The organism is Nonomuraea mesophila, from assembly GCF_004352805.1.
GTDB classification, from domain to species: Bacteria; Actinomycetota; Actinomycetes; order Streptosporangiales; family Streptosporangiaceae; genus Nonomuraea; species Nonomuraea longispora.
On the sequence record NZ_SMLD01000091.1, the window covers coordinates 1 to 26,107 of the forward strand.

21 protein-coding genes, 1 other RNA gene and 1 pseudogene are annotated in these 26,107 nt (G+C 72.5%); 5 read left to right on the forward strand and 18 right to left on the reverse strand.

Annotation, left to right across the window (positions count from 1 at the left end):
• The 5 genes from E1295_RS28870 to E1295_RS28890 form a co-directional block, all read right to left on the reverse strand.
• Positions 1–869, reverse strand: an 869-nt coding sequence (locus E1295_RS28870; protein WP_132634635.1) for a serine/threonine-protein kinase, incomplete at its 3' end; no start/stop codon positions are given.
• Between the two features lie 166 nt (positions 870–1,035).
• The gene (locus tag E1295_RS28875; protein ID WP_132634637.1) at positions 1,036–1,872 is read right to left on the reverse strand and encodes a phosphatidylinositol-specific phospholipase C/glycerophosphodiester phosphodiesterase family protein; all 837 of its coding nucleotides are present in this window, start codon (positions 1,870–1,872) and stop codon (positions 1,036–1,038) included.
• A gap of 102 nt (positions 1,873–1,974) precedes the next feature.
• Complete coding sequence (locus tag E1295_RS28880) at positions 1,975–3,150, reverse strand: GEVED domain-containing protein (protein WP_132634639.1); 1,176 nt, start codon at positions 3,148–3,150, stop codon at positions 1,975–1,977.
• 69 nt (positions 3,151–3,219) lie between these two features.
• The gene (locus E1295_RS28885) at positions 3,220–4,434 is read right to left on the reverse strand and encodes an NAD(P)-binding domain-containing protein (RefSeq protein ID WP_220448938.1); all 1,215 of its coding nucleotides are present in this window, start codon (positions 4,432–4,434) and stop codon (positions 3,220–3,222) included.
• A gap of 10 nt (positions 4,435–4,444) precedes the next feature.
• Positions 4,445–5,650: a carboxylate--amine ligase gene (locus E1295_RS28890; protein ID WP_132634643.1), complete on the reverse strand. Its 1,206-nt coding sequence runs from the start codon at positions 5,648–5,650 to the stop codon at positions 4,445–4,447.
• 603 nt (positions 5,651–6,253) lie between these two features.
• Between E1295_RS28890 and E1295_RS51970 the strand changes: the two are divergent.
• Positions 6,254–6,469, forward strand: a pseudogene (locus E1295_RS51970) (glycosyl hydrolase); the annotation flags it as partial.
• Between the two features lie 203 nt (positions 6,470–6,672).
• Here E1295_RS51970 and E1295_RS28900 read toward each other — a convergent pair.
• The 9 genes from E1295_RS28900 to E1295_RS28940 all read right to left on the reverse strand — a co-directional run bounded on the left by E1295_RS28900 (position 6,673) and on the right by E1295_RS28940 (position 17,148).
• Positions 6,673–7,860 carry a glycosyltransferase gene (locus E1295_RS28900; RefSeq protein WP_132634645.1) on the reverse strand — a complete coding sequence of 396 codons (1,188 nt, stop codon included), beginning with the start codon at positions 7,858–7,860 and terminating at the stop codon, positions 6,673–6,675.
• Positions 7,851–9,008 (reverse strand): GNAT family N-acetyltransferase, encoded by a 1,158-nt coding sequence (locus E1295_RS28905; RefSeq protein ID WP_132634647.1) that lies wholly within the window; start codon positions 9,006–9,008, stop codon positions 7,851–7,853. Before E1295_RS28905 ends, E1295_RS28900 begins: the two co-directional genes overlap by 10 nt.
• Positions 9,005–9,583 carry a YveK family protein gene (locus tag E1295_RS28910; RefSeq protein WP_132634649.1) on the reverse strand — a complete coding sequence of 193 codons (579 nt, stop codon included), beginning with the start codon at positions 9,581–9,583 and terminating at the stop codon, positions 9,005–9,007. The genes E1295_RS28905 and E1295_RS28910 overlap by 4 nt, the downstream gene beginning before the upstream one ends.
• Positions 9,580–10,680, reverse strand: a complete 1,101-nt coding sequence (locus E1295_RS28915; protein WP_132634651.1) for a glycosyltransferase — start codon at positions 10,678–10,680, stop codon at positions 9,580–9,582. Before E1295_RS28915 ends, E1295_RS28910 begins: the two co-directional genes overlap by 4 nt.
• Entirely contained in the window at positions 10,677–11,378 is a 702-nt protein-coding gene (locus E1295_RS28920) for a polysaccharide deacetylase family protein (RefSeq protein WP_246080465.1), read from the reverse strand. Before E1295_RS28920 ends, E1295_RS28915 begins: the two co-directional genes overlap by 4 nt.
• Positions 11,375–12,880: a lipid II flippase MurJ gene (locus E1295_RS28925; RefSeq protein ID WP_132634653.1), complete on the reverse strand. Its 1,506-nt coding sequence runs from the start codon at positions 12,878–12,880 to the stop codon at positions 11,375–11,377. Before E1295_RS28925 ends, E1295_RS28920 begins: the two co-directional genes overlap by 4 nt.
• Entirely contained in the window at positions 12,877–14,148 is a 1,272-nt protein-coding gene (locus E1295_RS28930; RefSeq protein ID WP_132634655.1) for an O-antigen ligase family protein, read from the reverse strand. Before E1295_RS28930 ends, E1295_RS28925 begins: the two co-directional genes overlap by 4 nt.
• A gap of 3 nt (positions 14,149–14,151) precedes the next feature.
• Positions 14,152–15,516, reverse strand: a complete 1,365-nt coding sequence (locus tag E1295_RS28935) for a sugar transferase (protein WP_132634657.1) — start codon at positions 15,514–15,516, stop codon at positions 14,152–14,154.
• Positions 15,517–15,903: 387 nt separating this feature from the next.
• Entirely contained in the window at positions 15,904–17,148 is a 1,245-nt protein-coding gene (locus E1295_RS28940; protein WP_132634659.1) for an MFS transporter, read from the reverse strand.
• Between the two features lie 530 nt (positions 17,149–17,678).
• Here E1295_RS28940 and E1295_RS28945 point away from each other — a divergent pair.
• The 4 genes from E1295_RS28945 (at position 17,679) to E1295_RS28960 (ending at position 20,516) form a co-directional block, all read left to right on the forward strand.
• Positions 17,679–18,263, forward strand: coding sequence for a CDP-alcohol phosphatidyltransferase family protein (locus E1295_RS28945; RefSeq protein WP_132634661.1), 585 nt, complete (start codon positions 17,679–17,681; stop codon positions 18,261–18,263).
• Positions 18,260–19,054, forward strand: a complete 795-nt coding sequence (locus E1295_RS28950; protein WP_132634663.1) for a phosphatidate cytidylyltransferase — start codon at positions 18,260–18,262, stop codon at positions 19,052–19,054. The genes E1295_RS28945 and E1295_RS28950 overlap by 4 nt, the downstream gene beginning before the upstream one ends.
• Before the next feature lie 125 nt (positions 19,055–19,179).
• Complete coding sequence (locus E1295_RS28955) at positions 19,180–19,740, forward strand: lysophospholipid acyltransferase family protein (protein ID WP_132634665.1); 561 nt, start codon at positions 19,180–19,182, stop codon at positions 19,738–19,740.
• Positions 19,737–20,516 (forward strand): class I SAM-dependent methyltransferase family protein, encoded by a 780-nt coding sequence (locus tag E1295_RS28960; RefSeq protein ID WP_132634667.1) that lies wholly within the window; start codon positions 19,737–19,739, stop codon positions 20,514–20,516. The genes E1295_RS28955 and E1295_RS28960 overlap by 4 nt, the downstream gene beginning before the upstream one ends.
• 572 nt (positions 20,517–21,088) lie before the next feature.
• Here E1295_RS28960 and E1295_RS28965 read toward each other — a convergent pair.
• The 4 genes from E1295_RS28965 to smpB all read right to left on the reverse strand — a co-directional run bounded on the left by E1295_RS28965 (position 21,089) and on the right by smpB (position 26,075).
• Positions 21,089–22,642, reverse strand: a complete 1,554-nt coding sequence (locus E1295_RS28965) for a carboxylesterase/lipase family protein (RefSeq protein WP_132634669.1) — start codon at positions 22,640–22,642, stop codon at positions 21,089–21,091.
• A gap of 370 nt (positions 22,643–23,012) precedes the next feature.
• Positions 23,013–23,396: a transfer-messenger RNA gene (ssrA, locus tag E1295_RS28970) on the reverse strand.
• A gap of 341 nt (positions 23,397–23,737) precedes the next feature.
• Positions 23,738–25,588 carry a penicillin-binding transpeptidase domain-containing protein gene (locus E1295_RS28975; protein ID WP_132634671.1) on the reverse strand — a complete coding sequence of 617 codons (1,851 nt, stop codon included), beginning with the start codon at positions 25,586–25,588 and terminating at the stop codon, positions 23,738–23,740.
• A 19-nt stretch (positions 25,589–25,607) separates the two neighbouring features.
• Positions 25,608–26,075, reverse strand: a complete 468-nt coding sequence (gene smpB, locus E1295_RS28980; protein ID WP_132634674.1) for an SsrA-binding protein SmpB — start codon at positions 26,073–26,075, stop codon at positions 25,608–25,610.
• Positions 26,076–26,107 lie beyond the last annotated feature (32 nt).

Genomic DNA, 26,107 nt, shown 5'->3' on the forward strand with positions numbered 1-26,107 from the left:
GCGTCCCGGACGGGGGCGGGAGGCCGGCCGGTGGGGACGGTGCCCGTCCAGGTGCGTTCGACCACCTCGGTGGCGGCGGCGAGGCGGGTGCCGCCCACCAGCTCCGACAGCAGGTCCTGCGCACCCGGCCGCAGGCGGGGATCCTTGGCGAGGGCACGCTCCACGATCCCCCTGATGCCCTCCTCCAGCCCGTCCAGCCGGGGCCCGTCCTGCATGATCCGGTACAGCACCTCACCCGGCGCCCCGCCCCCGAACGGCAGCCGACCCGTCCCCGCGTACGCGATCACCCCGCCCCAGGCGAACACGTCGGCGGCGGGGGTGAGCGGCTCCCCGCGCACCTGTTCCGGCGCCATGAAGGCGGGCGTCCCGAGGACCGCCTGGCTGGCCAGGCTGTCGTTGTCGATGAGCTGGGCGATGCCGAAGTCGATGACGCGGGGGCCGAGCGGCGACAGCAGGACGTTGGACGGTTTGAGGTCACGGTGGATCACCCCGGCCCCGTGGATGGCGTTCAGCGCGGTCGCGATGCCCACGGCGAGCGCCTCCAGGTTGCCGCCCGACAGCGGTCCCTGGTCGTGCACGGCCCGCGCCAGGTCGGGGCCTTTGACGTATTCGGTGACGAGGTAGGCGACCTCGCCGTCGATGCCGGCGTCCAGGACGGGCGCGGTGCAGAACCTGGCCACCCGCCGGGCCGCCGCCACCTCGCGTTCGAACCGGCGGCGGAAGGCCGGATCCCTGGCCAGCGCCGGGTGGATGAGCTTGACCGCGGCCAGCCCGCCGGTGGGCGTGGCCGCGAGGTGCACCTCCCCCATGCCGCCGCGGCCGAGGACACGCCGCAGCGTGTACCCGCCTATGACCCGGTCACCGTTCATCGGAGACAGAGTAGCCAGGTCCGGGCATTTCCCACCTGGCCCACCGCCCGGCGGAACCGATCAGGGCCGCCGCCGCACGGTCGCAGCGGCCGGGCGATCAGCGCCGCCGGACGACCGAAGCGGCCGGGCGATCAGGGCGGCCGCCGGGCGGGTGTGCGGGCGGCGTTCAGGCCGCGGTGCGCTTGCGGTCGTTCGCGCGCAGGAAGTCCCGGAGCCCTGCCAGGTCGTCGGTGTTGATGTGGTCCACGTCGGCCGCGACGAGTTCGCGCCAGAGCGCGTCGCGCGCGGGACCGGCCGTGTCGGGGGTGGCCCAGAAGCGTACCCGCTGCCCGTCGCGGTGCGCGGTCGCCACGATCTCCCGCAGCTTGGCCCGTTCGGCGGCCGGCATCTCCCCCTCGCCCAGCCAGCCGAAGTGGTTGGTCCAGTTGTCGCTGATCAGCGGGATCAGGCCGGGGTCGCCCTTCCCCAGGTCGTCCATGCGGCCGTCGTAGAAGGCGTAGCGCCGCTCCTGGCCGGCCATGAGCTCGCGCGGCCGTTCGCCGCTGACGACCACGGTGACGGCGCCCGGCCGGACCTTGCCCTTGTGGTAGGTGGTGAGCATCCTCTTGTACGCCTTGAGCACCCGGTCGAGCTCGGTGTACGTGGCCTCGCCGTTGTTCTTGATGTCCACGAGGAGCTGCAGCCCCTGCCGGGTGCCGGGGAAGACGCTCCCGTGCCGCACCCGGCGGATCAGCGGGTCGAGGTAGAGCGACTGCAGCGTACGGCCGGGCCGCAGGTCCTCGGGGTCGTGCCCGACGCGCAGTTCGCCGTCCACGAGGTAGATGTCGGCCTCGACGCTCGTGAACCCGTGGTCGAGCGCGTCAAGGAGCGGCCGCTCGTGCTCGTAGTCGTTGTGCGCGTGGGCGCGCGGAAGCGGCTCGGGGCGGCCGGCGGCCTGCGCGGGAGCGGCCGCCAGCAGCATGGTTCCTGCCGCGACCAGCACGCCGAGGGTTCGACGCAACATCGCATCTCCTTGACATGGGAGGTAAGGGATGCGTGACACGTTACGCGTGCAAGTTGTGACAGGGGTGACATCTGGCCTAATTGTCGGCGGCGGCCGTCCGGCTCATTCGACGAACTGGATCTGGTGGTCCTCGACCTCGCCGCTGTCGGCCCAGCCCGTCGGCGAGATCACGGACTCGGCCCGCGCGACCATGCGCAGCCGCATGTAGACGGGGCCGGCGGGCAGCGACTCGGGAAGCGGCCAGGTCAGCTCGGCGGACGTCGCGCCCTCGTCGACCGTCGTGGTGGCCCGCTCGTCGGCGTCGAAGCGGCCGTCGCGGTCGAGGTCGATCCAGCCGGCGACCTTCGACGGCGATCCGGCGGTCACCGGCACGGTGATCCTGCACCTGCCGCCGGTGATCACGCTGCTCTCCTCCCCGGCCTCCATGGCGTCGTCGCCCGTGTCCAGGGCCACGGCGCGCGGGGTCATGCTCACCTCGTCGGTGTGGTCGTCGCTCACGGACCACCCCAGGTAGGAGTCCGTGATCGCGTGGGAGGCCACGCCGTACGAGGCCGGCGCGTCGGAGACGTCCTCGGCCAGCGACAGCTTGAACGCCGCCCACATCTGCGAGACGGACCCGCCGCGCCCGTGGCGCACGTCATGCGCCTTCAACCGGACCGTGAACGCGCTGACCGTGCCGTTCACCTTGGCCGTCCCGCAGGTGTAGACCACCCCGCAGGTCGTGGAACGGGTGGAGTAGACCTTCTCCGGGGTGATCGCCTCGCTCGTGACCCGGTAGCCGGGGAACCCGGCCGCCCAGGAGAACGTGGGCCTGGCGGGCACACCGCCGACCAGCTCGACGGCGGGCCAGTAGTCGTCGCGGCGCTTCCTGGACTCGCCGGACGCGCCGCCCGTGCCGAACACGTGCAGCCGGGGGTCGCGGACGGGCCGGGAGAAGGTGAACGTCAGCTGGGCGACGTCGCTCCACTCGCCGTCCTCGGCCTCGAACCCCTCGTAGAGGTCGACGAAACCCGCGGACGTCTTGGTGTTGGCCGGGATCAGGTATTCGTCGTCGGGCGCCGCCGGGTTGGCGGGCGACGCCTCGGCCGACGTCACCCGCGCCGTCCCGATCATCTGCTTGCGCACCGTCACCGTCACCCCGGACGGCGTGCGGCCCGAGGCCACCGTGGCCGAGTTGGTGAACGACGATGGCGCGCTGTCGGCACGCGCGACGGGAGCGACCCCCGAGACGCCGACGAACGCCGTGGCCGTGCAGGCCACCATCACGCGAAAAGCCATTTTCTGCTCCCCCGAAGCTCGTGATCCAGATCTAACCGTCCCGCCTGATCCGCCGACGGCGGGACACGGTCAAGACAACGGCAATTTCGCCGTACGCCGCGAGCCGCGCAGGCGCCTCACGAGGCCCTTCGTCACGCGCCTGGCGGTGAAGTCGCACCCGCACACGAACCGCATGGAAGGCCCGAACGTGGCCGCCGCGGCCAGCCCGACCAGGTGCAGCCCAGGGACGGGCGTCTCGAAGGTGCCGCTGAGCCGCGGCGCGGGCCCCTGCGACCCCACCGCGCGCCGGAGGTCCTCACGGAGGATCGCGATCCTGGCCGCCTCCACCCGGAAGCCGGTGGCCGCGATCACGTGCTCGGTCTCCAGCGTGGTGGCCGCTCCCGACAGGTCCCTCAGGTGCAGCCGTACGCCGTCGCCGTAGTCGGAACCGGTCAGCCGCGCGCCCAGGGTCACCTTGACGGCCCCCTCGAAACGGTCGCGCAGCCACCAGGCGCCGGCGGGGCCGAGCGCGGTGCGTACGACGTGGTCGCGGGCCGCGCCCGGCAGATGCCTGATCGCGCCCGGCAGCCGGGACCAGGCCACGGAGGGCCAGCCGCCGCCGAGCTTGGAGCGCGGCGCCCGCACGCGGGCCAGGAGCGAGCGCCGCTCCTGGGGGACGTCGTTCCACGCCAGCGCGCCCGCCCTGGCGACGAGCTGCACGCTCGCCCCGGCCTCGGCCAGCAGCGTCGCCGTCTCCAGCGCCGACTGCCCCGCGCCCAGCACGGTCACGTCGCGGCCCGCGAACGCCTCCAGCTCGTGATGGTCGCAGCTGTGCGTGGCCGCCTCGGGCGGCAGCCCCACCAGGGCGCAGGGCCGGTACGCGAACGGCAGGTGCCCCACGGCCAGCACCACGGCCCTGGCCAGCAGGGACGCCCCCGACGACAGCGTGAGCGCGAACAGGTGCCCCTCGGCGCCGACGGCCGTCACCTCCGACTCGTCGAGCGCCTGGCCCACCGTGCGCGCGCGGAACCACTTGCCGTACGCGACGAACCGCTCCACGGGCACCGGCTCGCCGTACGCGTAGCGGTGGAAGGCGTCGAGTCCGTAGCGCCGCCCGGGGTCGGCGAGATGGGACGCGGCCGCCTCCGACTTCAGCAGCATTCCGCGGGGCATGTGGAATTCCCACGCCCGCATCGGTTTTCCGAATATCCGGGCGTCGAGGCCCGCGCCCAGCGCGTGAGCCGCCACGGAAAGCCCGTACGGGCCCGCGCCCACGATCGCCACGTCAATCACCGGCGTGCGCAAATTTCCTCCATCATTGTCTCCGTGACCCGGCGAGCCGGGCGAAACCACGCTTTATCGTCTGCCCGGCCATTCCCACGAAAGGCCGGGGGTCGTCGGCCGACAACCAGGCCAATTCATCGGCCACGCACAGGGCGCGCAGGCTTTTCGGGCCGGCCGTGAAGAGGTCGTAGTTCTCCACCACGTACGTCCGGCCGTGGCCGGCCCTGCCCAGCGCCGTCGAACGGGCCGTTGACCCGGCCGTTGACCCGGCCGTTGATCGGGCCGTCCACCGGCCGGACAGGTGCAGGTGGGCCGCGCGTACGAGGTCGAGGCCGGCGCCGTCGGCGAACAGCCGGAACTGGGCGCCGAGCCGGGGGTTGAAGTCGAGCAGGTGGTAGGTGCCCGCCGCCGGGTCGTGGCGGAAGTCGATGTCGACCACCCCCCGGTAGCCGAGCGTCATCGCCAGCTCCCGCGCCATGCCCTCCACGACCGGGTTCGGCAGCCACCTCCCCCAGGTGGTGAGCCCGGCGCCTCTCGGGTAGGCGCGTTCCTTGCGTCCCGCGCCGCCGTACAGGCAGTGGGAGTGCTCGTCGAAGTAGCCGTGGAAGAACCAGTCCGAGCCCGGCCCGCCCGGCACGAAACGCTGGAACAGCAGCTCGCCCCCGGCTACGTGCTGCAGCAGCCGCGCCACCTGCTGGGTCCCGCGTACCAGGCCGGTCCTGCGCAGCCCGGCGGGCAGCAGCCAGGGTTGTGCCCACTTGGCGACCAGCGGCAGCCCGAGGTCGGCGACGGCCGCCGCCGCGTCGTCCGCGCCCGTGATCAGGCGGGTCTCCGGCTGGAGGACGCCGAGCGTGGTGCAGAGCCGGTGCAGCAGGCGCTTGTCCGCCAGCCTGCGCGGCAGGCCGGGCGGCTGGTCGGGCAGGAGGTAGTACGGACGCAGCTCGGCCGCGTGCTCGGCGACGGCGATGGCCCCGGCGTCGTCCAGCGTCAGGAGCACGGCCCGCCGTCCGATGCGCTCGGCGACCCGCGTGAGCGCCTGGACGGTGTCCCGGCCGCGCGACCACGTGTGCATCCGCGCCAGATACCGGGAGCGGTACGTCGGCGCGTGCGCGCCCTCGACGAGCCCGTGCACCTCCACCCCGGCCCTGCCGAGCGAGCGAATGGCGCCGAGCGTCCCGTGGTGAAAGACATTGGAGTCCAGTCGCAGAAGGAGCGCCGGGACGGTGCGGTCGAACATGGTGTACGTCCTACTCCTTACGAATAGCTATTGATCCGGCAAATCGCAGGTTGAATATCCGATCGGCCGTTATTCGGGGTGTAGGGAATGAGGGAAAACTCCGACGGGGGATATGCGATGGTGATGAGAAAGGGCTGTCTGCGTTGTTCGCTGGCGATCGTCACGATTGCGGCGGCGGTGTGGCTGGGCCTGAGCGCACGGGGCGACAACCCGCCGGACCACCGGCAGCGTCCCGGCGCGGCGCTGGGTGTCTTCCTCGGCTCCGACTCGCGCGGACCCGTGCACCTGGAGCGCTTCGAGTCCTGGTTGCACAGCAGCGTGACGGTGGGGCGCACCTATCTGCCCGGTGAGACGTGGGAGTCGATCGAGGGGGCCGAGTTCGTCCTCGGCCCCTGGACCCGCTGGAAGAACGCCGAACCGGACCGGGTCCTGGCGCTGAACGTGCCGATGGTCGCGCCGAACGAGTCGAGCATGCCGGACCACGAGGTGGCCCAGCGGCTGGCCGAGGGCGCACGCGGCGAGCGCGACCACCACTTCGGCGCGCTCGGCAGGAAGCTGGTCTCCGCCGGCGCGGGCGACACGATCATCGTGCTCGGCTGGGAGATGAACGGCACGACCTACTCCAGCCGCTGCGCGCCCGACCCGCAGGCGTGGAAGCAGTACTGGCGGCGCATCGTGGCGGCCATGCGCGCGACGCCCGGCCAGCGGTTCCGCTTCGACTTCGCGCCCAGCCGCGGGCTCGACGCCATCCCCTGGACGGAGTGTTACCCGGGTGACGACGTGGTCGACATCATCGGCATGGACAGCTACGACCAGGGGCCTGGCGACGACTTCTCCGACTACGTCACCCAGCCGTACGGGCTGCAGGCGCACGCCGACTTCGCGGCCGAGCACGGCAAGGCCATCTCGTTCCCCGAGTGGGGGTTGTTCCGCAACGGCGACCGGCCCGACTATGTCCGCCGGATGCTCGACTGGATCGACAGTCACAACGTGCTCTATCACTCGATCTCCGATTACTGTCCTCACGGCATCTGGCAGTGCTCGTCGAACCCGCGCTCGGCGGAGGTCTTCCGTGAGCGGCTGCGCCGGCGGCCGTTCCCCGTACCGACTCCGAGCAGGCCGAGCGTGCACTCGGCGAGCGCGTCCATCGACCCGCCCACGTCGAACCCGGCCGCCACCCCGACGGCGGCCGAGCCCTCCGCCGCCGTCAGCGAGGGGCTCCCGAGCCTCCGCAGCAGCGCCTCCGCCAACGCCGCCGCGTCGCCGGGCGGCACGACCGCGCCGACGGCCCCGGACACCAGTTCGGCGATCCCTGGCACGCCGCAGGCGATGAGGGATCGTCCCGTGGCCAGCGCCTCCAGCGCCGTGAACGGCAGCCCCTCCCAGCGGGAGGGCAGCACCACCACGTCGGCCGCGACGTACCAGGGCCTGGCGTCGGCCACGTCGCCGGTGAAGTGAACGCGCGGCACGGCCCGCGCCCGCAGCTCGGGCAGCAGCGGGCCGTCGCCGACGACGACCAGCCGGGCCGCGCCGTCACGCGCGGCCACCCGCTCCCACGCCGACAGCAGCAGGTCCTGGCCCTTCTGCCGGGTGACCCTGCCGACGCAGACCGCCAGCGGCGTCCCCTCGGGGATGCCGTGGCCCGCGCGGGCCTCCGTACGTTCCGCCGCGCCGGCCGGCCGGAAGCGGCGCAGGTCCACGCCGTTGCGCACCACCACCAGCTCGGCGGGCACGCGGTGCCGCCTGGCCAGCGCCGCCTCGCCCTCGCCCACGCAGACCACCAGGTCGGCCCAGCGCGCGGCCAGCCGCTCCCAGCCCAGGCAGGCGGCGGCGAGCACGCCGCGGGCGGCCAGCCACGACCAGCCGTGCGGCTGGAAGAGGGTGGGCACCCGCCCCCGCAGCGCGGCCCTGCCCGCCAGGCCGGCCTTGGAGGAGTGCAGGTGCACCACGTCGGGGCCGAACCGCCCGGCGATCCGCGCCAGCCGCGCCGCCTGCCCCACGTCGGCGGGGCCCGGCGCGCGGGCCGCCTCCCAGGCCAGGCAGGGCACGCCAGAGGCGGCCAGCTCGCCGGCCAGCCTTCCGGCCGGCGGGCAGGCCACCGCGACCTGCCAGCCCCGCCTCGCCTGGTCGGCCGCGGCCGTCGCCACGTACGCGCCGACCCCGCCGTCCACCGGCTGGGTGACGTGCAGGACGCGCGGCCTCACCGCCATGTCGCGAACCTTTCCACCAGCCGTGGGCAGCGCCGCTTCAGCAGCTCCTGGCCCGCCAGCCGGGCGCCGGCGCTCGCGGCGTAGGCGGCCGAACGTACGCCGCGGCCCAGCATCACCCGCTGGTTGACGATCGCCTCGCAGCCGAACTTCGCCTTGTGCGGCTCGTCGCCGCGCAGCAGGCTCAGCACCGGCCGGCCCAGCCGGTGGGTCGTCTCCAGGTTGTCCCGCAACAACATCGTCAGCACGTCGGCCTCGGCACGCAGCTCCGGATCCGCGCCGTACAGGTAGCCGCCCACGAAGTCCTTCCCGACCACCGTCAGGTCGCAGGCCCGCAGCCGCCCCCGTACCCTGAACTCCTTCAGCACCGCGCGGTCCTCCGCCACCAGCGACCGCGTGGCCCGCGTCAGGTGGTCCATGAAACGCGGCTCCGTGTGCCGGACGTTGATCCCCCGGCTCTCCCACTGCAGGAGGTGCAGCCGCAGCAGCTCGCTCACCGAGTGCTCGACCCGGTCCGGCTCGACCACGTCCACCGACAGGTCCATCGCGTCGAGCTTGCGCAGCGCCGTACGCAGCTTCCGTGCGCGCCGGCCGTTGAGCCCGGCCATCACCTGCTCGATCGGCCGGCCGGGCAGTTGCAGGCAGGTGGAGGCGGGCAGGGTCCAGGCCCGGCCGCCCCAGAGCGCCGCCAGCCGCAGGACCGCCGCGCCCGGCCGCGCCTCCGGCAGGTCGATCACGTCCCAGCCGGGCTGGGCGAGCAGCCCGGCGCGCAGCTCGCGCAGGCCCGCGTCGCCCTCGGCGTCGTCCACCATGATGTCCGTGAAGTCGGACTGCCCGCCGCCGACGGGCGTCAGCACCCGGCAGCCCAGCCGATACTCCAGCCTGAGCGGCGCCGCCGCCACCAGCCGCCCGCCCCGGTAGGCCAGGAACACCCGCAGCCGCCCCGGAGTGCCGTACGCCCGCCACCAGGAGCACAGCCAGCTGTACGACTGGAACGGCGTGGCGGCCGAACTGCGCGCGTACAGACCGGCCCAGTCCTCCGCCAGCCCCGACAGGGCGTTGCGCGGCACCACCCGCAGCGTGGGCCGTCCGGCGCGCGGGATCGGAGGCGAGCCCTGCGACGTGGACGCGCCCGGCGTCGCCGCGCTCACGCCTTCGCCCCCGTCAGCACCGGCGCGGGCTCTTCGCGCCGCACCTGCCGCAGCGCCTGCGGCGCGGCCAGGCGGACCAGCCCGGCGACGAGGGCCGCGCCGAGGCCGCCGACGGCGACGCAGCCCAGCGGCAGCGGGGCCGAGGGGTGGGTCGGGATGGACGCGCTGGCGAAGGGCGCCAGCCGTACGCGGGTGTCGGTGGCGTGCCTGTTGGCGTACGTGATCAGCGCGGTGGCGGCCCGGTTGGCGCGGTCGGCGGCCTCCCATCCGGTGGGCGCCACGGACGTGAGCCGCACCATCGGGGCGTCCGGCGAGGCGGCCACGCTCAGGCTGCCCCACTCGTTCTCGTCGCCGGTGAGCAGGCCGGGGTGGGCGGAGATGCGGGCGTAGGCCGAGGCGAAGTCGATCGCCTGCGCCGGGTCGCCGCCCGCCACCACCACGACGTAGGCGTCGGCGGAGTAGACGGCCTGGCTCGCCACGGCGTACACGGCCCCGCCCGACGCCCCCAGCGTCAGGGACAGCGGCAGCCACCATCGCGCGAGCACGCTCATGATGCGGGCCCGGGTCCATGTCATCGTTGGTCCTCCGTGGGTACGGCGCCCAGCAGGCGCAGGTAGAGCGACTCCAGCCGGTCGGCCTGACGGCGGATGTCGTAGAGGCGGACGGCGTCGGGCGGGGGCAGCCGTCCGGGCGGGCGGGCGGCGAGCGCGGCCAGTTCGGCGGCGAACCGGTCCTGCGGGACCCGCCTGGCCCCGGGCGCCGAGCCCGGCGGCAGGTCGTCGACGGCCGGGCAGGTGGTGTACAGGACGGGAAGGCCCGCGGCGAGCGCCTCGACGACCGCCAGCCCGAACGTCTCCTCCGCCGACGGAGCGGCCAGCACGTCCATCGCCGACAACATCGCCCGCACGTCGGTCGACTCGCCGGCGAAGATCACCCGGTGACCCGCGCCCACCTCACCGGCGAGCTGCCGCAGCCGCGGCTCGTACGAACCGGAGCCGACCAGGAGCAGGACCGCGGACCCGAGCGCCGGCAGCGCCTCGATCAGTGTGTCGAACCGTTTGCCCGGCTCCAGCCGGCCGACCCCGCCGATCACGAAGGCGTGCGCGGGCACGCCCAGCCGCAGCCGGGTGCGCCGGCGCAGCGCCGCGTCGAAGCCGAACGCCCGGCCGTCGACCCCGTTGGGGATCACCACGATGCGCGAGCGCGGCACGCCCCAGCCGGCCAGCCGGTCGGCCACGGTCGGTGAGACGGCCACGGTCAGGTGCCCGAGCAGCTCGCTGGCCAGGTACAGCGCCCTGACGGGGAGGGTGAGCCCGCGCCCCTCGATCTGCTCGCGGCCGATCGAGTGCTCGGTCGCCACGATCGCGGGCACGTTCGCCAGCCGCGCGGCCAGCCTGCCGTACACGCAGGCGCGGTACAGGTGGGTGTGCACCACTTCGTAGCGGTGCCTGCGCATGAGCCGGGCCAGCCGCCCGACGGCCCGCAGATCCCGGTTGCCGCGCATCCCCACCTGGTGGACGGGCACGCCGGTGCGCGCGATGGCGTCCGCGACCACGCCGCTGCCGGTGAGGACCGCGACGTCGCACCGGGCCCGCAGGTGCGGCAGCAGGAACCGCAACTGCTGCTCCGCGCCGCCCGCCGCCAGCCCCGTGATGACGTGCAGGACCCTCACCAGGCCCACCGGACCCGGTGACGCGCGTGCTTGGCCCGCAGCCGCAGCGCGCCGTCCCGCTCGCCGACATAGGTGCGCGGCAGCGCGTACCGGCCGCTGAGCTCCGACTTCCAGATCGCGCAGCCGTAGCCGTAGCCGGCCCTGCGCACGGCGTCCACCTCTCGTGCGCCGGCGTGCCCGTACGGGTAGCAGAAGCCGTTGACCGGCTCGCCGAGCAGGGCCTCCAGCGCCGCCTTGCCACCCGCCACCTCGTCATGGAGCTCGGCCTCGCTCAGCCCGGTCAGCGAGCGGTGTCCGGCCGAGTGGGAGCCGATCTCCATGCCGTGCCGCGCGGCCCAGCGCAGGCCGTCGGCGTCCATGAGCGGTTTGCGCGGCCCTCCCGCGTCCCAGGCGTTGTGCTCGCCGACCAGGCCCGACACCACGAAGACCGTGGCGCTGAACCCGCGTTCGAGCAGCGCGGGGACGACCTCGCTGAGGAAGTCGGCGTACCCGTCGTCGAAGGTGAGCCCGACCAGGCCCTTCGCGTCGCCCTCCATGTGGGCGCGCAGGAGCCGGCTCATGGAGACGCCGGTCAGGCCGCGCCGGGCCAGCCAGAGCAGCTGCCGGGCGAAGCGGTCGGGCGAGACGGTGATCTGGAAGGGATCGTCGTCGCATTTGTCGACGGAGTGGTACATGAGCACGTACGGCATGGCGGTCATCCGCGGCCTCGCGTCCTGATCGAGCGGGTGATTTCTGTGAACGTGGTCGAGGCCCCCGCCAGCGCCGCGACGGCGCAGCCGGCGGCGGCGATCGCGGCGCAGGTCAGGGCGAGTGCCACCGGCTGCGGCAGGCCCGTGAGCAGCGGCCGCGTCAGCAGGCCCGCGCCCGCGGCGCCCGCGGCGGCGAGGAGCAGCACCCCGACGGGCGCGGCGGCGGCGCGCAGCGGCAGGGCGATGACCCGCCGGCGCAGCCCGGCCACCAGCACCACTCCGGTCAGCGTGATCCCGGCGGCGTTGGCCGCGGCCAGCCCCGTGACGCCCCACGCCGGCCGGGCCAGCAGAGCCGTCGTGGCCAGCCCCGCGGCCATCGCCAGCGCCGGGTACCACGAGGCGCGGGGCCCGCAGAAGTAGGCGCGGCACACGACCCCCACGACCGCCTGGCCGAGCAGGCCCAGCGCGTACACCCGCATGATCTGCGCGGTGGCGGCGGTGTCCGCCTCGGTGAACGCGCCGTAGCGCAGCAGGACGGCCACGACGTCGGGAGCGCAGACCAGCAGCGCCGCCGTGGCCGGCAACACGATCGCCGAGGCGGCGACCACGTCACCGGCCAGCCGTTCACGGGCCCGCTCGCGGTCGCCGGCGGCGACGGCGCGGGCGAGGGCGGGAAAGGTCACCGTCGCCACGATCAGCGACAGCACCATCGGCACCTGCGCGATCTTCTGCGCGTAGTTGAGGTGCGAGATCGACCCTTCGGGCAGCGAGGAGCCGACGAACCTCTCGATGAAGACCTGGCTCTGGCGCGCGAGCGTGAAGACCGCGACGGGCAGGAACGCCGCCAGCGGCAGCGGCATCCCGCGCGCCGGGCGGCGGGGCAGGCCGAAGCGCCGCACGAACGCCGGAGCCTGGACGAGCACCATGGCGACGCCGCCCACGGCCACGCCCACCGCGGCGCCGTACGCGCCCTGGTCGCGCAGCGACCACAGGCAGACGATGATCCCCAGGTTGTAGGCGACGTAGATGGCGGCAGGCGGCGCGAACGTCTCGTGCGAGCGGAGCGCCGCACTGAGATATCCGGCCAGCCCGAACGTGAGGATCGTGACCGAGGCGACCCGCATGCAGTCGGCCGCGAGGTCCGCCCGCGGAATGCCGGGGGCGAGCACGCCGACCAGCCACGGCGCGCTCGCGGCGGCCACCGCGCTCAGCGCCGCGAGCCCCAGGCACAGGTACGGCAGCGTCGACGACACCAGGACCCGCGGGTCGTCGCCCGCCTCCACCACCCGGCTGAACAGCGGCACCAGGACGAAGGCCATCGCGCCCTCGATGAGCAGGGGCGCCGCGGTCTCCGGGATGGTCCAGGCGACGAGGAACGCGTCGGTGCCGGCGTCGGCCCCGAACGTCGTGCCCAGCAGCAGGTCACGGGCGAAGCCGAGCAGCGAGCCGAGCCCGATGAGCAGCGCGGTGACGCTGACGGCCCTGACCGCGGGCGAGGTGGCCGTCGTCATCGTGCCCCGCCGCGCCCGGCCGGTACGCCGGTCACCGACGGCTCGGCCCGGGCGACGCGCGACAGGACGAGCCCGAGCACGACCGACATGACCAGCGTCGGAGGCCCGCCGATGTCGCCGTAGACGAAGTCGGCCAGCTGCCACGTCAGCAGCCCGGCCGCGATGACCGCGCCCCCTCTGACCGCCCACCACGCCAGGGAGCCCAGGCACAGGCCGAGCGCGGCCAGGCCGAGCAGCCCCTGTTCGCTGAGGGTCAGCAGGTACATGTTGTGCGGCGAGAGCAGCGGCCGGCGCTGGAAGCCGTGCACCGGGTCGTCGGTGTCGCTGCCGGACGACAGCTCGATGGGCGCGTACGTGTCGCGCAGCTCCGCGAACCGGCGCGGGCCCACCCCGGTGATCGGGTGGTCGAGCCACATGCCGGCGGCGGTGCGCCACAGGGTGTACCGGTCGCTCAGCGACTGGTCGGGCTGGGTCACGGCGGTGGCGATCGAGGCGACCCGCCGGCCCAGCGTGTCCGATCCCGTGCCGAGCCCGGCGGCCAGCAGCACGAGCCCGGCGGCGGCGCAGGCGAGGATCACCCGGGCGGCGAGCACCCGGCTGTGCAGGAACACCATGACCAGGACCGCGCAGAGCAGGGCCAGCCAGGCTCCCCTGCTGAGCGACAGGGCGAGGGGGACGCAGAGCAGGGCCGCGCCCCCGAACGCGGCCGCGCGCCACTGTCCGCGTACGGCGAGTCCCGCGCCCAGCAGGATGATCACGCCGAAGCTGACCACGCTGGCCATGCCCATGACGTCGGCCGCGCCGAACGTGCCGACGGCCCGGACCCGCTCCCCCGCGTACGACGCCCCGGTCCCGGTGAGCGCCTGCACGCAGCCGACCACGCCCTGCAGGGCCGCAGCGGCGACGACCGCTCCGCCCACGATCAGCCGGTCGGCCCGGTCGCGCAGCGTCACCATGACTGCCACCGGGACGATCACGAACACCTGGACGTACCTGAGGCAGCCGGGCACGCTCGCCACCAGGTCGGGCGAGGCCAGCACGGCGACGCAGGCCGCGCCCGCGACGGGCGCGAGGACCAGCGCGCGGGCGGGCAGTCCGGCGCGCGGGCTCGCGATCAGGAGGGCGAGCGCGACGGCGGTCAGCGCGACGGTGGCGAGGTCGGCGGCGGTCACCCGCGCCTGCCCGAACGGGCCGTCGGCTCCGGCGGGCAGGCAGGTGAGGAGCACGGTCGCGGCCGCCACGAGGCTCGGTCGGTGCAGGGCGCCCAAGAGTCAGCTCCCGCCCAGCCGCAGCAGGGACCCCACGGTCCGCACCATGATCTTGAGGTCCGTGCCGAGTGACCAGCCGTCGATGTAGTGGTTGTCGAACCGGGCGCGGTCCTCGATCGAGGTGTCGCCGCGCAGGCCGTGGATCTGCGCCCACCCGGTGATCCCGGCCGGTGTCCTGTGCCGCATGCCGTAGCCGGGGATCGTCCGGGAGAACTCGTCGACGAAGTGCGGGCGCTCAGGCCGGGGGCCGACGATGCTCATGTCGCCCTTGAGAACGTTCCACAACTGCGGCAGCTCGTCGACCGACGTCCTGCGCAGCAGCCTGCCCACCGGGCCGACGCGGCTGTCGTGGGCGATGCTCCACAGGGTCGCCGACTCGTGCGCGTCGGCGGGCTTCATCGTCCTGAGCTTGATCACATCGATCGGCTCCCCCTGGCCGCCGACACGCCGCTGCCTGAACAGCGGGCTCTGGCCGACCTCCGCGCGGATGACCAGCGCGCAGAGCGCCAGGACCGGCGCGGTCAGGATGAGGCCGATCAGCGCGACCGCGATGTCGATCGCCCGCTTCAGCGGCCAGAACGCGCTGCGCTGCGCGGCGGGACGCATGCGGAGCAGCGGGAACCCGCGTACGTGCTCGCGCAGCGTGACGAAGTCGACGATGAGCTCGTCCAGGTCGAGTGCGAGGTACACCTCGCAGCCCAGCGCCCTCGCCGTCCGCGCGAGCGGCTGCCGGCCCTGCCCTGCGAGGATGACCGCGCGCACCTCGTAGGCCTGGATGAGGTGCGCGATCTCGCCGGGCCGGCCGAGCACGGGCAGGCCGAGCACCGGCAGACCGGGGTGGTCACCGCCCGTCTCGTCGAGGAAACCCAGAGGAAGCAGGCCGTACTCGGGGTGGGCGAGCAGGTTCCGCGCCAGCCGGTGGCCGTGCGGGCCCGCGCCGATCACCAGCGTGGGCGCCGGCCGGCCGTAGCGGTGCGCCCTGCGTACCGCGAAGGAAAGCACGCTCCTGCCGCACATGGCGAGGAACGTGTAGAGCAGCGCGCACAACACGATCGTGAGGAACGACGCCGACTCCCGGAAGGCCACGCAGGCGGCCACCGTCCCCGATCCGGCGATCCAGCCGCCATGGTCGAGGCCTGAGGGCAGGACCCGTGGCGCGTACACCCGGCCGAGGCCGTTGAGCACGACGACCAGGACGGCCGCGAGGACGACGGGCGCAAGGCCGCGGCCCACCTGGGCGGCGGCGAAGGCCATGCACAGCAGGTCGATGCCGGCCAGAACGAGTGGCTGGGTCGCCCGCCATAGTCGTGAGCTCTGGCGGCCCTCCGGCCGCGCGGCCCGCCGGCCGCCCTCAACGCTAACAGCCACTGCTTCTCCGGAAATTGCTCTTTCGACCGGACCGGCCTTCGATCAGCCAATCCGATCCACCTATGTAGCCACTAGTCACCTTTCCGGCAACCTGCCGCGGCATAGGCGTTGAGCAGGGGCTTTGCTATGCAATACGCGAACAATCCCGCAGCGAGCGACTTGATCGTAGCTCCACGGACGAGCTAAATCGAGAACGTCGGGGTGTCAGCACGCCGCGCGCTCCGCAACATTTCCTTGGCCATGATTTGAAAGAATGAACGCCATCGCGGAGTTTGGCGGCGGATTCGCCCACGCCAAAACGGCGGCATCCGTAAGGACACCGCCGGATACGCCTGCGCCAGAACGGCGGCGCCCGTCAGGACACCGCCGTTCACGAGCCGGATCGGCCTACCGCCGCAGGACCATCCTGGCCGGGTCGACCAGCAGCAGGCCCGCCACGCCGAGCACGGGCAGGAGGGTGAGCTGCCAGAGACCGGCGCCGTCCCAGCCGAGCGCGCCCACCAGCCGGGCGAACAGCAGCCCGGAGAAGGCCGCGGCGACGTAGTAGGTGAGGATGAACAGGCCGGCGCCCCGGCCGACGTGGTGCGGGCGGACGGCCCGCTGCATCGCCGTGGAGCAGTTGGTGAACAGGAAGCCGCTGGCGAACGTGCCCATGAGGAAGGAGAGCACATTCTGTGCCGTGGTGCCGGTCGCGACCTGGTACATGAGGTAGGCGGTGACCGACGTGGCGACCATGGCGAAGATCAGGAGGCGGGCCTGGTTGAACCGGTCGCCCAGCCAGCCGGCCGGCAGGGCCATCATGGCGCCGAGACCGCCCATGGACACCGCGAAGGCCGCCTGGTCGGCGGTGAAGCCGAGCGCTTCGCGAAGGAAGGTCGGGTAGAGCCCGAGATAGCCGTAGAAGACCAGGCCGGACACGGCACAGGCGATGCCCACGGCGAGCGTGTTGCGGTTGTAGGGGGAGGCCGGCACGTGCTCGTACGACGTGGCGTCGGCCTCGGTGGCCGTGCCGGTGACCGCCTCGGTCATCTTGCGCGACACCGTGAGCGCGATGAGCAGGCTCATGACGAGACCCGCGGCGGCGAACAGGAAGAACGGTGTGCGCCAGGTGCCGGAGTTCTCGGCGAGTCCCGTGCCGATGAGCGGGCCGAGGAAGACGCCGAGCCCGAACGCCACGCCCACGAAGCCCGCGGCCAGCGCCCGCCGGTGGAAGAAGAACGCCCCGATCACCGCGTACAGGGCGGTGGCCTGCACGCCCTCGCCGACGCCGGAGACGAGGCGGTAGATGCTCATGTCGACGAATCCGACGGCCAGCGGGATGGCCAGCGTGCCGAGTGAGTACACCAGCACGCTGATGACGATGATCGTCCTGCGGGACAGCCGGTCGGCCAGATAGCCGGCCGGCGGCCCGGCGAGCGCGAGCCCCAGCGTGAAGCCGGTGGCCAGCAGCCCGCCCTGCTCCAGGGAGAAGCCGAGTTCGGTCCTGATCTCGGGCAGGAGGGGGTAGAAGATCTGCCGGTCCATCGCGTTGAGCATGTACGACGCGCACAGGACGGCGAAGCCGATCGCGACGGAGGCCTTCGTCACCTGCGGGGAGGCGCCGCCCTGGGGGCGCTCTGTGGTGCTGCTCATCTGGCGTTCCTATGCGCTGGGGGGCACGCGACCACCGTCGGACGCGCCGCCGCGCACGTGGCGGACACTCGTCCGTATAGTGGTCACCATGGGCTGGCCTCAGAATGATGTGCCCAGCGTCACCTGTCAAGAGTCTGATCCCCAGCGCAAGCACTGCGCCGGACAATTGTCCGCAGCATGGTTGGCCACGCGATCGATCCCGGGGCCTGAACATGCGGAACGCCCTCCGCCGGCGCCGTCGTCGCGGGCGGAGGGCGTTCGGGGCGATCAGTTCGACAGATAGACGAGCAGCCCGAGCCCCCACAACACCAGAGCGATGTGGCCGAGCACCAGCCCGGCCGTTGCCAGCCCCCTACCTTCCATCGATCTCTGTCATGGCGCTGTGTCCGACGATCACAGTCACGATGCTCAGGATCCCGCAGAGGACCAGGCCGGCTCGGCGAGTACTTACCGGTGAGTAGCAGTACCTAGGGGCGATTGCGCAGAAACCCCCATGTATCGGCCTGCCATGACGCGAGACATTGGCCGACATGAACGGTCTGTACGCGCTCAAACCCTGGTACGCCGCCCGGCTCAGCGGGGTGCGGGCGTTCCTGGTCACCCGTGGCGTCCACCCCTCGGCCATCACCGTGTCGGGCATCGTGTTCGGGGCGGCGGCGGGGGCCGTACTCGGCCTGGGCGAGACGGGACCGTGGGCGGCGCTGGCCGTCGCGGCCGCCCTCGCCGGACGCCTGGCCTGCGCGAACCTCGACGGCGGCGTCGCCCGCGACAGCGGCCGGAGCACCAGGTTCGGCGCCGTGGTCAACGAGCTGGGCGACCGGATCGCCGAGTACGCGGCGCTCGCCGGATGCCTGGCACTGGCCCGCCCCGCGCTCGTGACCGCCGCCGCGCTGGCCGCCACCCTCCCCTCATGGGCCGCACTCGCGGGCGCCGCCGCGGGGGCGCGGCGTCCGCAGGGCGGCCCCGTCGGCAAGACCGAGCGCTGCACGCTGCTGGTGCTGCTCGCCCTCACGGGCTGGACGGGCTGGCTCATCGTGCTCGCCGCCGGCTCCCTGCTCACGGCGGTCGTACGGATCACGCGCGTCCACCGCGAGCTGCGGGAGGCCGCGTCATGATCCTCGACACCGCCCCCTACCTGGCCGGAGCCCTCGGAGTGAGCGGGCTGGCGGTGTGGCGGTCCAGGCAGCGCGAGCTGGTGCGCCGCTGGACCACCTGGGCCGTCGCCGCGCCGCTCGTGACCGGCTGCCTCCTGCTCGGCCCCCGGGGTGCCGCCGTGCTCGCGATCCTGCTCGGCGTCGTCTGCGCCGTCGAATACACCCGCCTGGTACGGCTGCGCGCCCCCGAACGTGTCATCCTTATCGCCCACGCCGCGCTCCTCCCCATCGGCGCGCTCATGGGGGACCCGTACTGGCCGGTCGCCGTGTGCTTGCCGGCCATGGTGCTGGCGCCGGTGCTGTCCGGCGACGCGGAGGACGGCGCCCGCAGGGCCGCCTTCGGCCTGTTCGGGCTGCTCTGGCTCGCGCCCCTGGCCGGGCTCGTCCTGCTCGGCCCCGCCCAGGCGTTCGCGCTCTGCCTGGCCGTCGCCATCGCCGACGTGGCGGCATGGTGCGGCGGCAACCTCATCGGCGGCCCGCGGCTGTCACCCCTGTCACCAGGCAAGACCTGGAGCGGCGTACTGGGCGGCGCGGCAGGAGGGCTCGCCGTACTGGCCCTGCTCGGAGCCCTCACCCCCGCCCTGGCCGTGGCCGTCGCCGTCGGCGCTCCCCTCGGCGACCTGGTGGAGTCGATGGTCAAGCGCGGCGCGGGCGTCAAGGACGCGGGCACCTGGCTACCCGGCTTCGGCGGCCTGCTCGACCGCGTCGACTCCCTCCTGATCGCCCTCGCCCTGGCGGTGCCGCTCTCATGAACGACACTTCCCTGCTCACTCCCGGCCGTAGCAGCAGCGCCCACACGAACGACCCCTCATTGCTGCGGTGGTGCTCTCATGAACGACGTGCCCCTCATCCCTGTGGCCTTGGCGGTGGTGCCGGCATGACCGGCGCCCTGCTGCGGCGGTGCCTGTGGCGGACGGCCTTCACCTGCAACGGCGGCTTCCGAGTCGAAGGGACGGTCCCCGACGGGCCGTGCGTGGTCGTCGCCAACCACAGCTCCCACGCCGACACCGCGGCGCTGCTCGCCGCGTTGCCCGCGCGCAGGCGTCCCGTGGTGGCGGCCGCCGCCGACTACTGGTTCGCGGGCCCGCTGCGCTCGCTCGTCTGCCGCGCCCTCGTCGCCGGCTTTCCCGTACGGCGCGGCGGGGGTGGCTCGGCCGACCTCGCGCACGCCGTACGGGTCCTGGAACAGGGACGCATCGTCGTCGTCTTCCCCGAAGGCACGCGCTCGCGGGACGGCCGGGTCGGCGCGTTCCGCTCCGGGGCAGCGCGCGTCGCCGAAAAGGCGGGCGTACCGATTCAGCCCGTGACCCTCCACGGCACCTCCGAGGTGCTGCCCGTGCACGGGCGGGTGCGGCGGGGACAGGTGCTCGTCCGCTTCAACCGGCCCGTCGCCGACCTGGAGACCGCGCACAACCTCATCGAAGGAGATATCTCTTGAAGTGGACCCTCATGCGGTTCCTGCTGCGCACGGTCGGCCGGCTCAGCGAAGGCATCCGCATCGGCTACCGGCACGGCTTCGACAGCGGCACGATGCTCGACTACGTCTACGCCGACACGTCGCACGGCCGGCTCGGCCTCGGCAGACTCATCGACCGGGTCTACCTCGACGCCGTCGGCTGGCGGGCGATCCGCGCCAGGCGGGCCCTGCTGCACGACACACTCAGGGAGGAGGTCTCCGCCCGGGCGGGCCGGACACTGATCCTCGACGTGGCCTCGGGCCCCGGCCGCTACCTCCAGGACCTGGCCAAGGAACAACCGGAGACCCAGGTGGTCTGCCGCGACCTCGCGACCGACGGGCTGGCGCTCGGCGAGAAGCAGGCGGCGGCACGCGGCCTGACCAACATCGTCTACGAGCAGGGCGACGCCTTCGAACCCGCGCCGCTCGACCGCCCGGCCGACATCATCGTGGTCTCCGGTCTGTACGAGCTGATCCTGGACGAGGAACTGATCGGCAAGTCGATCGCCCGCCTGCGCGACCTGCTCGCACCCGACGGCGTCCTCATCTTCACCACCCAGACCCACCACCCGCAGCTGGAGTTCATCGCCAATGTGCTGCCCAACCGCGACGGCGTGCCCTGGGTCATGAAGTGCAGGTCCGTGCAGCAGGCCCACGGCTGGGCGCGCGAGGCCGGCTTCGAGGACGTGGTCAGCCGCATGGAGAAAGTGGGACTCTTCTCGGTCACCACCGCGCAGAACACCGGTGACGGTCTCTGACACCGGCCACCGGCGCCCACGTCCTGGTAGGGGTCAGAAACGGCCGCAGTACGACGCGGCGGGCGGGAGCGGTTTCACGTGCCGGGGCAGAGGACCGCTTCCACCGCCTTCGTGAACAGCGGGCCGCGGCTGCCGAGGCCCAGCGAGTCCAGGCGTGGGAGGCGGACATCAGACGCCAAGCTGAGGCGGACATCGCCGCCGCGAAGGCGAGCCTGGAGGAGAACCTGCGCAAGCAGTCTGACCTGCGCGTATCCACCGCCGCGGCGCCCGAACGCCGCCAAGTCCGCGACCGGCGGCTCGTCCCCGAAGAAGACGGCCGCCCGCCCGCCGAGGGAGCGCCCTCCGGTGGGCAGGAACGCGACCAAGAACCGGGCTCGGAAACGGCTCGCCGCCAACCCGGACATGAACGGCGCCGAGCTTGGCATGGACCCTCGCAGCGGCCGGCGTCTCCAGGACCAGTTGCTCGCCGAAGGGACCATTCCCGCCGGCAGTTCGAACGACGGCGGGGAGAGGCCTACCTGTCGGCGGGCCGGCCATGTCGACCACGCCGCCCCGGATGGGTGTCCGGCAGGTCAGCGGCCCGCCAGGCGGTCCCAGAAGGCCAGTTTGTGAAGGGCGTCCTGATCGTAGATGCCTACGCCACCGGGGCCCGGAGCCAGACGATGGACATGCCCGGTGCGCACGGGGCTCCAGCGCGGCAGGCCAGGAGCGTTGGGGTCGCCGGTCGCCGCGAAGCGGGACCAGTACGTGATCATCGTGTCGCCGAGCTTCCGCTGCTCGCGGGTGAGCGAGGCCCCGGGGAACAGGAACGACAGTTCCGATCCGTGCGAGGCGAGCGGCTCCACGCCACCGGGAAGGGGGAAGATCGGCGGCGCGGTACGGTCGGCGAACCCGTAGGAGTAGACCGGGGTGCGCTCACTGAGCATTCGGTCACTGGCACGACCGGCCCACGCCCAGTCGAGATCGCTCATGATCGCCGCTACGGCTTGCGTCGGCCGCCCACGGGAGGGGTACTTCGCCGCGATCGCCGCGGCGTTGTCACCGAAAATGTGCCGCAGGCCCTCCTGGTATCCCTGCTCGGTGAGACCGGGGAACATCAACGCGGTGAACAGGGTCCCCTCGTCACGGGTGATGCCGGTGAGGATCGGCACGCGGTGGAAGCGGCCCTGCGCGAAGACGGTCGCGGGATCGGCAGGCAGCACGGCGTTGCCGTAGCCCGGAAGGGCGAGCGGCTCCTGCGCGAGGAGCTTGGAGACGGGCTTGCCACGCAGGCAGGTGACGGCTGTCTTCGGATCGGTGCAGCCGAGCGCGGTGGCGGTGGTGGCTCCGTGCGCCTCGTGGGCGGCCTTGGGAACCCACATCGGAAGGTCCATGACCGGCCTCAAGCGGCTGCCGGTGAAGGCGGTCTGGGAGCAGAACGTGCTTTGGGTGATCACCCGATGGAAGAGGCCGGCGGCGGTGGGCGACGCCAGGTGGGCGCACACCGAGTGCGCTCCGGCGGACTCCCCGAACAACGTGACGTTGCGCGGGTCGCCTCCGAAGGCCGCTATGTTGCGCTGGACCCAGCGCAATGCCGCCTGCTGGTCCTCCAGCCCGTAGGCCCCGCTGCCCGCCAGTCCGGGATGCCCGAAGAAGCCGAACACGCCCAGCCGATAGTTGACGGTGACCACTACGACGTCGCCGCGCGTGGTCAGGCGGGTGGCGTCGTAGTCGCTGCCGGCCCCCTTCGTCAGGCTGCCGCCGTGCAACCAGACCATGACGGGCCGGGGGCGGCGCGGAGTGGCCGAGCGCGGGACGGTCACGTTGAGGTACAGGCAGTCCTCGCTGTCGCTGGCCGGCAACCCCCACAGATCCGTGGACTGGGCGCACCTGTCACCGGGGCGTGTCGCGGCGCGGACACCACGCCAGGCAGTGACCGGCTGGGGCGACTGCCAGCGCAAGTCGCCGACCGGAGAAGCGGCGTAGGGGATGCCCTGGAAGATCCGGTGGTCCCAGGCGATCTGACCGCGCACCCAACCCGCATCGGTCCGTACGGCATTCCGCGGGGCCGCGTCCGCCGGCGCGGCCCCTGCTATGACGATTACCAAGCTCACAACCGCTGAGCTGAGAGTACGCGTGAATGTCATGCGGCGAGCCTAGGAACGGCCCGGCGAGGAGGGAATGGCGCTGGATATCGCCCTGGGTGCACCTAGATGCACCTTCCTGTCAGAGGTCAGGCTTGGTCCAGATAACGGAGGACGGTAAGGGCGCGGCGGTGGGTGTCCTCAGACAGCGGGAGCGTACCGGACCTCGAACTCCCCGTCCGAGGAGGCGCCTCCATCTCGCCGGCCAACGCGCGCCAAGCCGTGGTGACTGAGCGACTCCCGGGCGAGAGTCGGAACGTAAGGGCCGACCAGGGCTAACGTCCTGCTCCGACAGGCTCGTGCCCCCATGGTGCCCACGAACGCGAAACCGCCCCTTGCCTGAGGTGTTTCGCAGGCAAGAGGCGGTCTGAGGTGGTGGAGGTGGCGGGAATCGAACCCGCGTCCTTCAACCCCAAGTCAGGGCTTCTCCGGGCGCAGCCTGCTGTGTTTTTCTCAGCCCCGGCGATCACGCAGGCAAGTCGCCGACGGGCTCAGCCACTGTTAGATTTCCCGATCTCCCCCGTGGCCGGGTCGACCGGTTGAGCCTTCTAGCGATGCCAGACACCGGGCCGAAGGCACTCCCGGGCTGACAGTGGTTTCGCTGCTCAGGCAGCGAGGGCCAGGGAGTCCCTGGCCGCCACAGTGCTCTTGGAATTGGCACTTATTGTTTGCGGTCACAGGATTAACGAGGTTATGTCCGCAGTCCTCGGCCCGCTTCACCTGGCTTGCAAGGCCAAAGTCGAAGCCAGTCACCCCCTGTGCAGTTGTCAACACACCCCTCGAAAGAGCTGCGCGACACGAATGTACAGGGGAGAACGCCCTTCGCGCCAACTTAATTCCCTCATGGCGAAACCCCCGGGAGCGTGGCACGGTGGCACGCGCTCCCGGGGGCCGACCGGCAGGGTCGAGCCGGTCCGGACGGCAGGACTTCCCCCGAGATGAAGTCCTGTCTCATCACGGCGACTGGATCCGCAACCCCCCGAGCGGGCCCAGTCACTCAGTAAGACGCAGCCGGCCACCCGCATGGTTGCTCCGCGTCACGAAATTCTCACAATGGGTGTCCGAGCGACTTCCACCAGCGGTGTCCGGGCGCTTCCACTAACCGCGCAGGGCCGCGAAGAAGTTGCCCGCCACCGCGCCGGCGTCGTGGTTCTTCGCCAGCACCGCGATCGCCACGTCCCCCTGCCAGCCGACGAACCAGGTGTGCTCGCCGCCCGCCGTCGCCGTCACGCCGTAGACCTTGCCCTTGCCCGCCTGGGCGGGCGTGCCGGCCGCGCCGGACCGCATCATCGCCGTCAGCGCCGAGCGGACCTTGGGGTCGACGGGCACCGGCGCGGGCTGTGCGGTCGGGACGACCTCGGCCGCCGGATCGGGCGACTTGGGCTCGGTGACCAGCACGGGCGGATGCCAGGTGCCCGAGGCGACGGCGGCGGCCACCAGCGCCATGCTGAGCGGGCTCACCTCGACGTTCTGGCCCGCGATGGCCTTGGCCTTGTCGGCGTCACCGGCCAGCTCGGGCAGGGTGCCGCTGAACGACTTGAGCGGCAGCCGCCATGGCTGCCCGATGCCGTAGGCCTTGGCGCTCTTGGCGAGGTCGGCTGCCGTGACCCGGCGGGCGAGCGAGGCCAGCGCGGTCACGCAGCCCTTGGCGAAGTGTTCGCGGAACGTGGCCGACTGCGTCGCGCCCACGCTCCCGCCGGAGTTGGCGAACTTCGCGCCCCCGACCGTGCGCTCCTGCGGGCAGGCCAGCCGCTGTCTGGGGCTCACACCGGCCTTCAGCAGCGCGTCGGCGGCCACGATGGAGAACGCCGTGCCCGCGGGGAACTTGCCGGCCAGGGCCTGCTTCTCCTGGTGCATGTTCTTGGTGCCGACCGCGCGGATCTCGCCGGTGTTGCGGTCGACGGCCACCAGCGCGCTGGTCTCGGTGAGGGAAACCGCCCGCTCGGCCGCCGCCTGGACGGCGCGGTCGATCGTGGTCTTCACCGACAGGTTGCGCCGGCCCGGCCACTCCTTCAGCAGGGTGACCTGCTCGCCGGTCTTGAGGTCAAGAGTGATCACCTTGGTCTGCGTGGAGCCCGTCAGGTATTCCTGGTAGGCCTGCTGCAGGCCGCTCTTGCCGACCGAGTCGCCGGCCCGCTGCGGGCCGCCGAGTTTCTGCTCGCTCTCCGGCGTGAGCGCGCTGACGGTGCCGACGATCTGCCGGGGCGCGTCGGGGTTGACCGGCTGGTCCTGCGGCTCGATCTCGATCCCGGCGATCGCGTCGAGCTTGGGCTGCATCGACTGGTAGCGCGAGCGCCCGAACGTGACCAGCTGCACGAACTTGTCGGGCGGCGAGGACCTGATGCGGCTCAGCAGGCGGTCCTGGGCGTAACCCGTGACCTCGGACAGCTGGGCCACGACCTCCTCCGCCCTGCCGCCGAGCTTGGCGGGATAGACGCCCGCGACATAGAGGACGGTGTCGGTCTGCAGCGAGTCTCCCGACCTGTCGAGAACCGGCTGGCGTGGCGTCGGGTCGGTGTCGACGGCGAAGCGCTGGCCCTCCTTGAGCTGCGGATGCAGCACGGACGGTGACCAGCGCACCTTCCACACCCCGTCGACCAGGTGCAGCGGCAGCACGCCGTCGTATTCCCAGAGCGGGTTGTTCTCCCCGAGATCGACCTCGGCGTGGAAACCGGCCCTGGACTCCTCGCCCGTCACGGTGACAGTCGTGATCTTGAAGCGGAAGGAGGCGGCGTCGAGCTCCAGCTTGGCGTCGGCCAGCGCCTTGCGCACGGTGGCCACGTCACCGTCCGCGCGGCCGGCCGCCAGCTCGTAGTCGCCCGACTGCCAGCCCACGAGGAAGTCGCGCACCGCGTCGTGCGGCGACGGCTCCTCGAAACAGCCGGTCAGCATCGTGCTCGCGACCGCCAGCGTGAGGCCGGCGGACAGGGTGCGGCGGGCGCGTGTCATGGGTGCGGTGCCGCCGCTCTCATCGGGTGCGGTGCCGCAGCGCCCGGGCCATTTCGCGTTTGGCCTGCTGCTCCGCCAGTGCGTGCCGTTTGTCCCAGTCTTTCTTACCGCGCGCCAGCCCGATCTCGATCTTGGCCCGGCCGTCCTTGAAGTAGAGCACCAGCGGCACGATCGTGAGCCCGCCCTCCTTGGTCTTGGCGGCGAGCTTCTCGATCTCCTTGCGGTGCAGCAGCAGCTTGCGCTTGCGGCGGGCCGTGTGGTTGGTCCACGTGCCCTGCGTGTATTCGGGGATGTGCACGTTGAGCAGCCACGCTTCGCCATTGTCGATGCTGGCGTAGCCGTCGACGAGCGAGGCGCGGCCCTCGCGGAGCGACTTGACCTCGGTGCCCTGCAGCACGAGCCCCGCCTCGAAGGTCTCGTCGACGTGGTAGTCGTGCCGAGCACGTTTGTTCTGGGCGATGACCTTCCGCCCGGTCTCACGTGGCATGCTTCCGACTTTACCGGCGGCCGGAGCGACGG

Coding starts and splice junctions, on each gene's coding strand:
- E1295_RS28945 (WP_132634661.1), top strand. CDS start 17,679: ATGAACGGTCTGTACGCGCTCAAACCCTGGTACGCCGCCCGGCTCAGC.
- E1295_RS28950 (WP_132634663.1), top strand. CDS start 18,260: ATGATCCTCGACACCGCCCCCTACCTGGCCGGAGCCCTCGGAGTGAGC.
- E1295_RS28875 (WP_132634637.1), bottom strand. CDS start 1,872: ATGTTGCGTCGAACCCTCGGCGTGCTGGTCGCGGCAGGAACCATGCTG.
- E1295_RS28925 (WP_132634653.1), bottom strand. CDS start 12,880: ATGACGACGGCCACCTCGCCCGCGGTCAGGGCCGTCAGCGTCACCGCG.
- E1295_RS28975 (WP_132634671.1), bottom strand. CDS start 25,588: ATGACACGCGCCCGCCGCACCCTGTCCGCCGGCCTCACGCTGGCGGTC.
- E1295_RS28910 (WP_132634649.1), bottom strand. CDS start 9,583: ATGACATGGACCCGGGCCCGCATCATGAGCGTGCTCGCGCGATGGTGG.
- E1295_RS28955 (WP_132634665.1), top strand. CDS start 19,180: ATGACCGGCGCCCTGCTGCGGCGGTGCCTGTGGCGGACGGCCTTCACC.
- E1295_RS28890 (WP_132634643.1), bottom strand. CDS start 5,650: ATGTTCGACCGCACCGTCCCGGCGCTCCTTCTGCGACTGGACTCCAAT.
- E1295_RS28920 (WP_246080465.1), bottom strand. CDS start 11,378: ATGACCGCCATGCCGTACGTGCTCATGTACCACTCCGTCGACAAATGC.
- smpB (WP_132634674.1), bottom strand. CDS start 26,075: ATGCCACGTGAGACCGGGCGGAAGGTCATCGCCCAGAACAAACGTGCT.
- E1295_RS28965 (WP_132634669.1), bottom strand. CDS start 22,642: ATGACATTCACGCGTACTCTCAGCTCAGCGGTTGTGAGCTTGGTAATC.
- E1295_RS28880 (WP_132634639.1), bottom strand. CDS start 3,150: ATGGCTTTTCGCGTGATGGTGGCCTGCACGGCCACGGCGTTCGTCGGC.
- E1295_RS28900 (WP_132634645.1), bottom strand. CDS start 7,860: ATGGCGGTGAGGCCGCGCGTCCTGCACGTCACCCAGCCGGTGGACGGC.
- E1295_RS28940 (WP_132634659.1), bottom strand. CDS start 17,148: ATGAGCAGCACCACAGAGCGCCCCCAGGGCGGCGCCTCCCCGCAGGTG.